Annotated in this window: 11 protein-coding genes; 2 read left to right on the forward strand and 9 right to left on the reverse strand. The window is 36.3% G+C overall.

Going from position 1 to position 13,690, the window contains the following annotated elements; all coding sequences use genetic code 11:
* Window positions 1-54: 54 nt before the first annotated feature.
* Window positions 55-477 carry a pyridoxamine 5'-phosphate oxidase family protein gene (locus ACK3CR_RS18355; RefSeq protein WP_111925500.1) on the forward strand — a complete coding sequence of 141 codons (423 nt, stop codon included), beginning with the start codon at window positions 55-57 and terminating at the stop codon, window positions 475-477.
* A 31-nt stretch (window positions 478-508) separates the two neighbouring features.
* Here the strand turns inward: ACK3CR_RS18355 and nirD are convergent, their stop codons facing one another.
* Window positions 509-829, reverse strand: a complete 321-nt coding sequence (gene nirD / locus ACK3CR_RS18360; RefSeq protein WP_243518976.1) for a nitrite reductase small subunit NirD — start codon at window positions 827-829, stop codon at window positions 509-511.
* A gap of 13 nt (window positions 830-842) precedes the next feature.
* Complete coding sequence (gene nirB, locus ACK3CR_RS18365; protein WP_243518973.1) at window positions 843-3,254, reverse strand: nitrite reductase large subunit NirB; 2,412 nt, start codon at window positions 3,252-3,254, stop codon at window positions 843-845.
* Window positions 3,255-3,545: 291 nt separating this feature from the next.
* On the opposite strand from nirB, the gene fumC reads away from it, so the two are divergent.
* Window positions 3,546-4,934 carry a class II fumarate hydratase gene (gene fumC / locus ACK3CR_RS18370; protein ID WP_328122675.1) on the forward strand — a complete coding sequence of 463 codons (1,389 nt, stop codon included), beginning with the start codon at window positions 3,546-3,548 and terminating at the stop codon, window positions 4,932-4,934.
* Window positions 4,935-4,969: 35 nt separating this feature from the next.
* Here the strand turns inward: fumC and ACK3CR_RS18375 are convergent, their stop codons facing one another.
* From ACK3CR_RS18375 to ACK3CR_RS18405, 7 genes are all read right to left on the reverse strand, one after another.
* The gene (locus tag ACK3CR_RS18375) at window positions 4,970-6,709 is read right to left on the reverse strand and encodes an ABC transporter ATP-binding protein (protein WP_488975908.1); all 1,740 of its coding nucleotides are present in this window, start codon (window positions 6,707-6,709) and stop codon (window positions 4,970-4,972) included.
* A gap of 5 nt (window positions 6,710-6,714) precedes the next feature.
* Window positions 6,715-7,467, reverse strand: coding sequence for a MerR family transcriptional regulator (locus ACK3CR_RS18380; protein ID WP_328122767.1), 753 nt, complete (start codon window positions 7,465-7,467; stop codon window positions 6,715-6,717).
* Window positions 7,468-7,639: 172 nt separating this feature from the next.
* A complete protein-coding gene (locus tag ACK3CR_RS18385; protein WP_243518963.1) occupies window positions 7,640-8,596 on the reverse strand; it encodes an AEC family transporter in 957 nt (318 codons plus the stop codon).
* Between the two features lie 77 nt (window positions 8,597-8,673).
* Entirely contained in the window at window positions 8,674-10,371 is a 1,698-nt protein-coding gene (locus tag ACK3CR_RS18390) for an NAD-dependent malic enzyme (RefSeq protein ID WP_243518961.1), read from the reverse strand.
* Between the two features lie 713 nt (window positions 10,372-11,084).
* A complete protein-coding gene (locus tag ACK3CR_RS18395) occupies window positions 11,085-12,218 on the reverse strand; it encodes an MGDG synthase family glycosyltransferase (protein ID WP_488975909.1) in 1,134 nt (377 codons plus the stop codon).
* 17 nt (window positions 12,219-12,235) lie between these two features.
* Window positions 12,236-12,814: a DedA family protein gene (locus ACK3CR_RS18400; RefSeq protein WP_328122673.1), complete on the reverse strand. Its 579-nt coding sequence runs from the start codon at window positions 12,812-12,814 to the stop codon at window positions 12,236-12,238.
* 3 nt (window positions 12,815-12,817) lie between these two features.
* On the reverse strand, window positions 12,818-13,546 hold the full coding sequence (locus ACK3CR_RS18405; protein ID WP_488975910.1) for a polysaccharide deacetylase family protein: 729 nt from the start codon (window positions 13,544-13,546) through the stop codon (window positions 12,818-12,820).
* Between the last annotated feature and the right edge of the window lie 144 nt (window positions 13,547-13,690).

Below are 13,690 nucleotides of genomic sequence, written 5' to 3' on the forward strand. Positions count from 1 at the left end.
TCTTTAAAGATGGAATAATAGGAATAAGAGTTAAAACAAAGGAGTGGAATGATTATGACAGTTAAAGATGTAAAAGAAAAAATTGCAAAAGTATTAGAAAATAATAAGATTGGTACACTTGCAACAATTGAAGGAAACAAACCAAATTCTCGTTACATGACATTTTTTAATGATGATTTAACACTTTATACACCAACAAGCAAAGAAACACATAAAACAGAAGAAATCGAAAAAAACTCAAACGTTCATATTTTACTAGGTTATGATGGTAAAGGTTTTGGAGACTCATATGTTGAAATTGAAGGTACTGCTGAAATCTATGAGGATCAAAAAATGAAAAATGAGCTTTGGGAAGACGAGTTCGAGCACTGGTTTGATGGAAAAGATGATCCAAACTACATCATCTTAAAAATTACTCCTTCTCAAATTCGACTTATGAACGAGAAAGGTCAAAAACCACAAACAGTGACGGTATAAAAAAACGCGAGTTCAAAGAACTCGCGTTTTTTTATATCATGACATATACTCTTTCATTTTCTACAACAGCTTCGTAAGTATGCACACACCCTATATCAGGAGCCTGCACCTTCCCATCTTGAAGGGATATTTTCCAGTCATGCATCGGACAGAAAACAAATTCACCGCTCACAATCCCTTCAGCAAGTACACCATTCTTATGTGGACATCTGTTTGTGACAGCTCTCACTTTTTGATCTGACAGTCTAAAAACGGCAAGCTCTTCTTCCCCTACAATAACGGTTTTTCCAAGCTGCTTTGGAAAATCGCTAAGATGCCCAATCTCTACTTTTGACTTTACTGTGCTTTTCATCTACTTTTCCCCCTTAGCCTTTTTGAAGCATTACATTTGTAAAGAGTTCGTTTTTCGTATCTTTATTTTCAATAATTTCACGCCAAGGATCTGTTGTGACAGCTAATGCTTTATCCATTCGAATGTTAAGCTCTGTTCTTGTATCCATGTTATCGAGCACTTCTTTAATGTGAGCAAGACCAACGCGCTCTACAAAAGCTGAGGTTCTCTCTAAATAATTTGCATTTTCGCGGTAATATTGTAAAAAGGCCGATGACATTTCCATCACTTCTTCTTCTGTCGCTACTTTGCAAAGTAAATCTCCTGCTCTTAAGTGGGTTCCTCCGTTTCCACCAACATAAATTTCAAAAGCTCCTTCAATTCCTACAATCCCAACATCTTTAATCCCTGACTCTGCACAGTTACGCGGACAAGCTGAAACACTCATTTTTACTTTGTGTGGGGTTTGGAGTCGTTCAAATTTCTTCTCTAATTTAATGCCAAGCCCCATAGAATCTTGAGTACCAAAGCGACAAAATGACTCTCCTACACACGTTTTAACGGTGCGAAGCGTTTTTCCATATGCATATCCTGACGGCATATCAAGCTCTTCCCAAATTTTCGGTAAATCTTCTTTCTTTGCTCCAAGGAGATCTAATCGCTGCCCACCTGTTACTTTAACGAGAGGAATGTTATATTTATCCGCCACATCAGCAATTTTGCGAAGCTCTTTTGGATTTGTAACACCTCCGTACATTCTCGGTACAACAGAAAATGTTCCATCCTTTTGAATATTGGCATGCATTCGCTCATTTACAAATCGAGACTCGCGTTCATCTTCATACTGCTCTGGATCGATCATACCAAGATAGTAGTTAAGCGCTGGACGACACTTTGAACATCCTTCATCATTTTTCCATCCTAGAACATTCATCACTTCTTTGCTGTGCGTTAAGCCTTTTTCTTTAATCTCCGCTACAACTTCATCACGAGAAAGAATCGTACATGAACAAATCGCTTCTTTTTGTTCTACTTCACTTCCGGCTGTTAAACTAATCAGTTCAGCTACAAGTGGTTTACAGCCTCCACACGAGCGACACGCTGTTGTGACATCTTTGACTTCATCAACGCTCGTTAATCCGCCTTCTGAAATTGCGCTACAAATGGTGCCTTTCGAAATTCCATTACAGCCACAGATAATGTCATCATCACTCATCGAAGCTACAAGACTCTCTTCTTTTCCACTATTTGTTGAGAAAAGAGTTGGACTCAATCCCTCAAGAGTGCTTCCTTTTTGAATCATTTGGAAAAGTTTATTTCCATCCTTTGTATCACCAAAAAGCACAGCTCCAATTAATTTCTCATCTTTTACAAGAAGCTTTTTGTAAACATTCGATACTTCATCAAATATTTTAATGGCATAGGCATTTTCCACTTCATGTTCCATAAACTCTCCAGCTGAAAATACGTCAACGCCTGATACTTTAAGCTGCGTGGACAAAACAGAACCTTCATATGGAGCACAATCATGTTCAAGAATGCGATGTGCCAATACTTTTCCTTGCTCATAAAGCGGTGCAACAAGACCGTAAGCAATTCCTCTATGTTCAGCACACTCTCCAACTGAGAAAATGTCCGGATCGCTCGTTTGCAGATGGTCATCAACGGCAATTCCTCGGTTAACCGTCAAACCACTTTCTTTTGCAAGAGAGGTATTTGGAACAATTCCAATTGCCATTACAATCAAATCCGCCTTTATTTCCGAACCATCTTTAAAGCGAATTCCCGTTACCCTCTCTTCACCTAAAAACTCGTCTGTATCATGATTAACAAGAATATTCATTCCCTGTTCTCTGAGCGACTTTTGAAGCAAGTTTCCAGCTGTTTCATCAAGCTGTCTATTCATAACGTACGGCATATTTTGAATAACATCGACTTCCATCCCTAGATTGAGCAATCCTCTCGCCGCTTCAAGCCCTAGAAGTCCACCTCCGATAACAGCTGCTTTCTTGTACTGTTTTGATGCATCCACCATTTTTTCGCAATCTGCTATATCTCTAAATGTAACAACCCCTTCTTTGTCTATTCCTTTGAATGGAATCATAAGCGGGTTTGAACCTGTAGCAATGATTAATTTATCATAGCTTTCTTCACGCCCTTTATTAGTGAATAACGTTTTAGATTCACGATCAATTTTGATTACTTCTTCACCTTTATGAAGGGTAATGTTATTTTCCTCATACCACTCTAGACTATTTAACACAATATCTGAAATCTCCGTATCCCCTTGAAGGACTTTTGATAACATAATTCTGTTATAGTTTGGATGTGGCTCACTCCCAAAAATCGTAATCGAAAAGCGATTAGGGTCTAATTTTAAAATCTCTTCTACAGCTCGAACACCGGCCATTCCATTTCCAATTACAACGAGTTTTTGCTTTTCCACTACAGTTCCCCCTCTGGAATTAAAACATGTATTGTATTTACATATTTACAAACTTGCGTCTTTTTTAAAATCAGTTTGTGAGTTTTCCTTACATGTTTTTTGTAAATTCTGATAATTCATCCATTTTTAGAAAACGCTTTCTGTCAAGGAGGGCTTACGTTCTAGAAGAAAAACACTTTCTGAGAAAAAAGAATAAAGGAAAGAAAAATGAAAGCGCTGTGACCATATCATAAAAATATGGTAATATTGAATAGACAACCACTATTTTATTTATTTCAAGGGGGATCTACAATGGAATACCGTATTGAAAAAGATACGCTTGGCGAAATGAAAGTACCAGCAGACAAACTATGGGCTGCTCAAACACAGCGCAGCAAAGAAAACTTCCCAATTGGAACAGAAAAAATGCCTCTTGAAGTGATCAAAGCATTTGCTATTTTAAAGAAAAGCGCGGCTCTAAGTAACTATAACTTAGGAAAATTATCAAAAGAAAAAGCAGACGCAATTGCAAAAGCTGCGGATGAAGTAATTGAAGAAAAGTTAACAGACCACTTTCCACTTGTTGTTTGGCAAACAGGAAGCGGTACACAGTCAAATATGAATACAAATGAAGTAATCGCGAACAGAGGAAATCAAATTTTACAGGAAGCAGGAAGCGAAGAGCGTCTTCATCCAAATGATGATGTTAACATGTCTCAAAGCTCAAATGACACGTTTCCAACGGCTCTTCATGTTGCAGGAGTAATTGCGGTTGAAGATCATCTTCTTCCTTCATTACGTACGTTAAAAGAAACGTTCCAACAAAAATCAGAGCAGTTTGATTCCATCATTAAAATTGGTCGTACACACCTTCAAGATGCAACTCCACTTACACTTGGTCAAGAAATTAGTGGATGGTACCGCATGCTTGAAAAAAGTGAAAAAATGGTAGAAGAGAGTATCGGCTACCTAAAAGAGCTTGCTATTGGCGGCACGGCTGTTGGTACAGGCATTAATGCACACCCTGAATTTGGAGATCGTGTAGCAGCTGAAATTAGTAAAATCACTGGTAAAACGTTCACTTCTGCTCAGAATAAATTTCATGCTTTAACAAGTCATGACGAAGTTGTATACGCACACGGTGCCTTAAAAGCTCTTGGGGCAGATTTAATGAAAATTGCGAATGATGTACGCTGGTTAGCAAGCGGTCCTCGCTGCGGAATTGGAGAGATTATAATCCCTGCTAATGAACCGGGAAGCTCTATTATGCCAGGAAAAGTAAACCCAACACAAAGTGAAGCAATGACAATGGTTGTTTCTCAAGTAATGGGAAATGATGCAACAATCGGGTTTGCAGCAAGTCAAGGAAACTTTGAACTTAACGTCTTTAAACCGGTAATCATTTATAACTTCCTTCAGTCAGCAAGAATTCTTGCCGATTCAATGAAAGCATTCAACGATAAATGTGCTGTAGGAATTGAACCAAACTTGGAAAAAATCCAAGAAAATGTTCAAAATTCACTTATGCTTGTAACAGCCTTAAATCCTCATATTGGATATGAAAATGCGGCTAAAATTGCTAAATATGCTCATCAAGAAGGATTAACATTAAAAGAAGCGGCTCTAAAATTAGATCTTCTTACAGAAGAGCAATTTGACAAAGTTGTAAAACCTGAAAACATGATTAGCCCTTCCGTTTAAATAAAAAAACGTGCGGTTTCTATACCGCACGTTTTTTATCTTTCCGTTTGCTGTTGCTGCACAAGCTTTTGATAAAGGTTGTGGTCCTTCAAAAGCTCTTCGTGTGTCCCAACACCTGATATTTCCCCTTTTTCGATTACAACAAGTTGGTCGGCATGAACAACAGTGGAAAGTCTATGAGCAATAATAAGGGTTGTTCGGCCTTTCATTAAACTATTTAAAGCTTGTTGCACAAGGTGTTCTGAAGAGCTGTCTAAGTTAGATGTTGCTTCATCAAGAAACAAAATTTTTGGATCTCTGATAAGAGCTCTTGCAATAGCTATGCGCTGGCGCTGTCCTCCTGAAAGCTTTATTCCTCTTTCTCCTACCTCTGTATGAAATCCATCTGAAAGATTATCAATAAACTCTTTTGCATTAGCAAGTTTAGCAGCTTCTTTTACTTCCTCATCGCTCACTTCTCTGCCTACTCCATAGCAAATATTCTCTCGAATTGTTCCTGACATGATAGGACTTTCTTGTGAAACATAGCTAATCGCTTTTCTCCAAGAAGAAAGCGTAAAGCTATCAATATCTTCTTCTCCTATTGTAATACTTCCTGAAGTTGGCTTATAAAATCGCTCTAGGAGCGAAAATAGTGTTGTTTTCCCTCCACCACTTGGACCAACAAAAGCAGTTGTTTTTCCTTTTGGAATACGAAGGTTAATATCTCTTAAGATAGGGGTTTTATCGTTATAGGAAAAAGAAATATCCTTAAGTTCAATATCTACAAGTGCTTCGTCTAAATTTTTTCCTTTCTGTTTTTCTTCCGTTCGTAAGTTCAGCATTTCTCCAATTCTCTCTGTCGCCCCAAGTGCTTTTTGAAGAGCAGAAAAAGATGTTGCCATCTGACTAAATGGAACGATAATTTGGAACATGTAAATAATAATGGCAACAAGAGATCCTGCTGTAAGGGTCCCAGAAGCAACTCTTACTCCCCCGTATCCAATAAGAATCACAATTACCAACATCATAATAAGTGTCATAAAAGGATGAAGCACAGACTGAATTCGAGCTTCTTTTAATCCAAAGCGAAACAGCTTTTTAATTCCTTCCTCTCCTTTTTCAACCTCTTCATTTTCTGCACTATACATTTTCACAAGACGGATTTCACCAAGCACACGTCCAAGCTCTCCTGAAAATGAAGCAAGTTCGTCTTGAGTCGCTTTTGAAATTCTGTACATTTTTCGTCCTAGTGGAATAATAAGAAGTAGCGAGAAAGGAACCGCTAATATCATAACAAGCGTCATTTTCCAGTCGATAAAAAGCAAAATAATAACAGATCCAACAATTGAGACAATACCTGTTAAAAATGAAACAAGATGCTGAGTCACAAGTGTCTTAATTGTATTTGTATCTTGCGTAATTCTACTCATTGTTTCGCCTGACTGATGTTTATCAAAGTAGGGAATTTCTAAAAAAAGAACTTTTCGCCAAAGGTTACTTCGTAAGCGAGAAACCACAATTTCACCTACGTACATAATCAGATAGGAGGAAATACCACCTGAAATAGCTTGTAACATAAAAGCAAAAATGAGTATAACAATGACAGATGTCTCAAGAGCAGATGAAGCTGCTTTATCTACTAAATTTTTTGTAAAAAGTGGAACAATAAGAGCAGCCCCTGTTTCTAATAAACTTAACGTTAATGCCGTTATCATAATAGCTTTAGGAAGCTTTATGCTCTTTAGTAACTGCCAAAATGAGGCTAAATTTGCTTTTGTATTTTCCTTCTCCATGTCCCTTATCCTTTCTCTTTCTTATCTATTAAAGTAAAGTGATGCTCAAAAGCTTCATCCATCCATTTTTGCTGTTCTTCTGAAAAAGGTGAAGGAAGTTTCAATAAATCTTGTGGTAAATCCTCTTCTTTTATTTCTTTTATTAAAGATAAATCTTCTCCCACAAAAGATACGAGCAAATCATATACTTTTCCAATACATTTTTGAACAAGAAGCGAACTAGATTCTATTCCTTCCTTATAAAGATTTGTTAGTTCTACAAAAATGTTAACCCATTTTTGATTCAGTAAAATTTGCTCTTCATCTGAAATGTTAAAAATACGATCAATTGTATCTTCCGGCAAAATTTGCTTCAATGCTTTCTTACTTTTTTCTTCCATTTGAAAACTATCAATAATAGCCACATATATAGAAGGACTTAGTTCTTTTTGTTCTTTAGAAATCGCCAGCGCATTGTCAAGCGCTTTAATAATATTTGTAAGTTTCTCTCTTTCCTTCTCCATGATTTGACGTTGAAACAGAAGACTTTGTCGCAGGTCCCATACTTCTTCATTAAGATACTTCTTAATTTTTTCAAGCGAAAGACCGATATACTTCAATGAAATAATTTTTTGTAGAGAGCTAAGATGAGAATCATAATAAAAACGCCGGTTGGTTTTTGTACACTCCGGAATTAATAAACCGATTTCTTCATAGTAACGCAGTGTTCTTACCGTAACACCTGTTTTCTTTGCAAACTGACCAATGCTATATTTCATTACCTTCCATCATTCCTTCCCTTCTCTATCTTAAAACGTTACGTTACGTAAGATGCAAGACTTTTTTCCTCTATTAGAGAAAAAAACTTCACAAAAAAAGAACTCTACTTAAAAAGTAAAGTTCTTTCTTCCTTAATGTTCAAAAATGCCTTCCATTATAAATCATATTTTGTTACATTAACCATGTAATAAGAATTGGTAACGTAATCAACGAAAGGATAGCACTAATAACGAAAGCTGAAGCTGTTTCTGCTTCGCGTTTTTCAAATCGCGTTGCAATTAGTGCTGCAACTGCAGAACCTGGAAAAGCTACAAGTAACATTGCTTTTACTGTATCGTCTGCTGAAAGACCAATCATTGTAGCAATTCCTAACATTACAAGTGGTTGTACAGCAACTTTTAATAATGCAATTGCAAATGACACAACGCTGAAACTAATTTTACGAACTCCAATTGTTACCCCAACAGCAAACAGGGCTACACCAGATGTTGTTGTACCAATTTGGTTTAACATATCATTGAAAAGTTCAGGAATTGGAATACCAATTAATACAATGACAATCCCAATAAGCGGAACACATGCAAGCGGTTCTGATAAACCATGAAGAACCGATTTAATGGTAATCTTCCACAAGCTCTCGCTTTTTTCATCTTTATTATCTCCACGTTGTCCAATTGTACCGAAAATAATAGAAAGTGGATCTAAAAGTGCATTTACAACAATCCCTGTAATGGCAATTGGAATTGCTACTGCCTCTGCTCCAAATAAACTCCCTAGTACAGGAATCCCCATAAAAGCGAACGTTGGTTGAGCAGAGTTCAATGAAATCATTGATGCTCCTGTTAAATCCATTTTAAAAGCATAACGAGAAACAATAAGTAGAATAATATAAAAACCAACAATACCTAAAAACATAGTTACAACAAATGGCCATTTTTCAATAAATTGTTGTTTTGATGTTGTTACAACCCCTACAAATAGATGGGCAGGTAACGCAAATTTTGTAACAAACGTGTTAAGCCCCTTTGATGTTTCCATATTGTATTTTTTAAAGTATCCTGCTAAATAGCCTAATGCAATAACGAAAAAGATGGGAGCTAAAATAACAAGAATATGCTCAATTCCCATGAAAAATCCTCCTTAAAATAAAACAGAAAAGAGAGAAGCTTGAGTGGAGAAACTCAAACCTCACTCTCTGTTAATGCTTATTTAGTTGCTTTGATTGTACGGTAAACAGGATTCCAAATTGCATCATTTACCGCTTTTTCTACATCTCCTGGTACTTCTTCAGCAACACCGTCTTTAATTGCTGCTTTTGCAACTTCGATGGCTACGGATACGGAAACCTCACGAAGTTGTTTTATGCTCGGAAGTAATGATGCACCAGGTTTAGAACTATCTACCATTTTTGCTACAGCATCAGCACAAGCTGCAAACATACTATCTGTAATAACTTTTGCTTTTACTACAATTGAACCTAGTCCTAATCCAGGGAATACAAATGCGTTGTTGGATTGTCCAATCTCATATGTTACGCCTTTGTATGTTACAGGATCAAATGGACTACCTGTTGCAATTAGAGCCTTTCCATCTGTCCAGTTCAGTAAATCTTCTGGAACAGCTTCAGCAAGTTTTGTTGGATTAGACATCGGTAAAATGGCTGGACGTTCTACATGTTTTGCCATCTCTTTTACGATTTCTTCTGTGAACGCACCTGCTTGACCAGATGTTCCAATTAAGATCGTTGGCTTCACTTGTTTAACGACTTCTAATAGTGAAATTTTACCTTCTTCATCACGTGCAAAGCCTTCAACTTCTGATGCTTTACGTGCATAAGGTTCTTGGAAACCTAATAAATCGTCCATGTCGTCAATTAAAAGACCACGGTAGTCAATTGGCCAGAAGCGTGCATGTGCTTCTTCTTTAGAAATCCCCTCAAGAACCATTGCATCACGAATTTGATCAGCAACTCCGATACCTGCTGTTCCTGGTCCAAAGATAACAACGCGATGTTCGCTAATTGGTGTTTTTGTTACTTGAACAGCTGAGAATACAGCGGCAAGTGTAACAGCTCCTGTACCTTGAATATCATCATTAAACGTTAGAATTTTCTTTCCATATTTTTCGATAATGTGGCGAGCATTTACATTACCAAAGTCTTCCCAATGAAGAAGCGCATTTGGAAACTGTTCTAATGCTTTTTCAATGAATGTATCGACAAATTCGTTATAGCGGTCTCCACGAATACGTTCATGACGATTTCCAATATAAAGTGGATCTTCTAAAAGTTCTTTGTTGTTTGTACCAACATCAAGAACAACTGGTAACACACGGCTTGGATCAATACCAGCAGCTGCTGTATAAACAGCTAATTTACCAATCGCGATGTTAATTCCACCAACACCCCAGTCACCAATTCCAAGAATACTTTCAGAGTCCGTAATAACCATTAAATCAATATCTTCAGGTGATTTGCCAGTGTTCTTGAACGCTTGCTCAATACCTTCTGGATTATCAATTGAAAGATATACCCCACCAGGACGGCGGTATTCATGGCTATATTCTTGAATGGCTTGTCCAACAGTTGGCGTGTACACAACTGGAAGCATTTCACTAAGATGGTCTGTTAAAAGTCTGTAAAATAGCACTTCATTGCGATTATGCAGATCATTTAAAGAAACATTTTTACGTAAGTTATCCGGCTGAGCTTTAAACTGCTCGTAAGCGCGTTTTACTTGCTCATCAAGTGTTAAAATTGTTGGAGGAAGAAGACCTTCAAGTCCAAGCTCTTTTCTTTCCTCTTCAGTAAATGCCACACCTTTATTAAGCATTGGCATTGCTAGTACGTCTTTTCCTCTTAAAGTTGTTTCAATCGCATCAGAAGATACGTGTAAGTGACGCATAAAATCCGCTCCTTTAATGTTCTTGTGCACAAGGTGTAAGACAAATACTCACACATTATAGTACCCGTAATTGTGCATTGGTATTTTATCTTTACCATAAAGCTATTTGTTTCTAATTTGTACACATTTTTTAATCAATCGTCCATTGACTTATGTCCTACAGTAGGATATTATATACCCCTGTTTTTTCGAAAACAAGCATCTACATATTAAGTAAGTAAATTAAATTATGAAAAATCAATCTCTTTTTTAAATAACATAAATTATTTTAATGTGTCTTTTATTTTCGTATTTTACTCACTTTAAAGGGTTAGGTTTCTTTACCCTTCAAAGCAGCAGGCTTTTATTTCTTTCTCAATAAATTTACAAATAAAAAAAACCCTCTTTCAAAAGAGGGTTTTTGCTATTTTCTTGCACGAAAATTACAAATTAAGGAAAGAATATTCCGAAGAATTTTTCTTCTTTATATCATTCATTTTTCTTAAATCTTGTCCTAAAAAACCATATTATCCTTTTTAAAGGAGACTTTTCACCCTAATTTCACCTAAAACAGAAGATCAAAAAGGGTTAGAAAGAACGCTTTTTCTTCAATGAAGTACTTAAAAGATGAAGGTCGATAGCTCAAAAAAGAGAAAGAAATAATAGCTTTTCATATTATCACCTTACGTTCATTTAACACCTCAATTGAAAAAGTTACTTACAAACTTTCCTTATTAAACATGACGTACATGAAGAAATGAGGTTTTAACAGCAATATCTACAATAATTTCATATGCAATTTTTTCGCGTTTGTTTACCATGTCTTCCATTCGTTTAATAAGACTTCTTCTTTTCCATTTGTCTTCTAGAACAATTGAAAGCTGCTCTTCAAATCCTTGGTCTTCATGAAGCATTACAGCAAGCCCTTTATCAATGATTCGTTTTAAATTGATCCGCTCTTGACCTGGAAGTGAAGAATGAATAAAAATAGGCAAACCTAGCTTTAATGCTTCACTAATTGTAATTCCTCCCGGCTTTGTTACAAGTGCATCTGCTCTTGCATATAATTCGTTCATTTCCTCACGTGAAGAAATAAAGGCCTTTGGTTCAATATGCGGTATATGCCATCTCTTCAATTCTTCATACAGCTTTTCATTTTTCCCACATAAAACAGTATAGTGATAATTGCTTGAATGTTTAATTTGCTGGAGGTAATCATTCATTTTCCCTAATCCAATACTTCCTCCTGCAACTAAAATCTGCTTTTTCATTTTTTTAGAAGAGCTGCACTCCTTTCCAATCTTCCCGTTTACAGGAATTCCTGTTATAAAAATATGTGAAGCAGGAATAGAAAAACGCTGGATAAGCTCTTGCTTCATCTGCATATCATTCACTAAATGGTAGTCAATTTCAGCCCCACCCCAAATACTGTTGATAAAGAAATCCGTATATACATTCACAACAGGAATATTGATAGCCTTGCGCTGCTTTAAGCGACTTAAAATAGCAGAAGGAAAACAGTGTGTGCAAACAATAGAATCAGGCTGCTCTTCTTGAATTAGCTGAAGCATTTTTTCCTCAAAACGCAAACTATAAATGCGATTTAGTAAAGAAACTTGCTTGTTTGTAAATTGGTTGTACATAAAATTGCGATAAACCCAGTCATACATATTAGGAAAAGCATGAATCATTTTTAAATAACTAGATTCCACCAATTTCTCGATATGTTTATTCCAATAGCTTAAGAAATCTACTTTTTTACAGGTTACATTTTCCGTTGTTTTTTCAATTTCATACATAAGTGCATCTGCCACTTGGTGATGACCAGATGGCATTTGAAATAAAGGTAAAAAAAGAACTTTCTTCAAGAAATGCACCTCCTTATTTAGCTTGTTTTCTTTCGTTTTTTCACAATAATCACTACAACAAATCCAATCAATGCTGCTAGTCCTAAAAATGAGACATATTCAACAGGGATACGATTTCCAATAAAATAGCCACCTATAATATACACCACAACCCATAAGCCGCTCCCAAGTGTTGCAAAAAACAGGTATGAAAGAATTGGAAATCCCGTGATTCCGGCTACGTACGGCGTTATTTGACGAAAACCTGGAATGAACAAACACAACAACGTTGATAGCTTTCCATGGCGTTTAAAGTTACTATATGTTTCCTCCCTGTTCTCCTCTGTGATCTTAATGTATTTACCAAACTTTTTTACAAATGGGCTACCAACTTTTCTTCCTATAAAATAGGCACAGAGCATTCCAACTAATGTTCCTGCAAAAGCACTTCCAATGCTCTCATAAAATGAAAGCTGATGTTTGGCAATAAGCATACCTATAAAAACAAGAAACGTCTCTTCTGGAGCCGGTATTCCAACAATTCCACAAAATAACACAAGTAAAATAATCCAATATCCATATGTTAGTAAATACTCAGTAATTTGATCTACACTCATTTTTTAATGTCCTATTCTATAGTGTTTCTTCCCTACTATAAGGTCTTGTAAGCTTACACAAGTGAAATTTCTTTTGTACATTTCATCTAAAAATAAAGAAAGCTGCTCAATCATAACACGAGGAGCCTGTTCTTCGGCCCCAAATGTGGAACCATTATCGTGTAAAAGATAAATATGACCATCACCAAGCCCTTCGATTAAGCGTTTTGAGAGAGTGCTTTCTCCCTTTTCGGTTTTCCAATCTTGTAAGATTACAGACCACATAATAATTTGATATGTTTTGGCTAATGCTAGTGTACATATATTAAAATGGCCCCATGGCGGTCTATAATATCTCACTTCTTTTCCTGTAATATGCTCGATCGCCTCTTGGCACATTTTGAGTTCCTTTTTCAATTTTCCGGGTGTTAAAAACCATCCACTTTTGTGTTTGTAGTGATGAATCCCTATTTCATGGCCTTCAATAACCATTCTTCTCAATAAGTGCGGGTGCTTTAAAGCATGCTCTCCTACAACAAAAAAAGTTGCTTTTACATTGTGCCTTTTCAATAAATCAAGAAGGTTCTTCGTATATTGAGGATGTGGACCATCGTCAAAAGTGAGAGAAATCTTTTTTTCTCCTACGCCTTTCTTCACAATACGAAGAGAAGACAAACGTATGAAAAGCGTTGGCAAAATGCTGTAAATAAGAAATAAGATAATTGCAACAAATAATAGTTCTACAATAAACAAGGTCTCCCCTCTTTCCTTTCACTTTTTCTCCTCTATTATAACGATTGAAACCTTAAAGCGTTTCAAAAATATAGAATAATCAAGCTGATTTTCATTTTTCTTTGTATTATAGCGTTAATTATAGTTCATTTCGATTACTTTTTA

Source organism: Priestia sp. TRM10, assembly GCF_057808375.1.

Bases quoted from the DNA above. Each gene is read 5' to 3' on its own strand.
- ACK3CR_RS18355 (WP_111925500.1), top strand. From the start codon at position 55: ATGACAGTTAAAGATGTAAAAGAAAAAATTGCAAAAGTATTAGAAAAT.
- nirD (WP_243518976.1), bottom strand. From the start codon at position 829: ATGAAAAGCACAGTAAAGTCAAAAGTAGAGATTGGGCATCTTAGCGAT.
- fumC (WP_328122675.1), top strand. From the start codon at position 3,546: ATGGAATACCGTATTGAAAAAGATACGCTTGGCGAAATGAAAGTACCA.
- ACK3CR_RS18375 (WP_488975908.1), bottom strand. From the start codon at position 6,709: ATGGAGAAGGAAAATACAAAAGCAAATTTAGCCTCATTTTGGCAGTTA.
- ACK3CR_RS18380 (WP_328122767.1), bottom strand. From the start codon at position 7,467: ATGAAATATAGCATTGGTCAGTTTGCAAAGAAAACAGGTGTTACGGTA.
- ACK3CR_RS18385 (WP_243518963.1), bottom strand. From the start codon at position 8,596: ATGGGAATTGAGCATATTCTTGTTATTTTAGCTCCCATCTTTTTCGTT.
- ACK3CR_RS18390 (WP_243518961.1), bottom strand. From the start codon at position 10,371: ATGCGTCACTTACACGTATCTTCTGATGCGATTGAAACAACTTTAAGA.
- ACK3CR_RS18400 (WP_328122673.1), bottom strand. From the start codon at position 12,814: ATGAGTGTAGATCAAATTACTGAGTATTTACTAACATATGGATATTGG.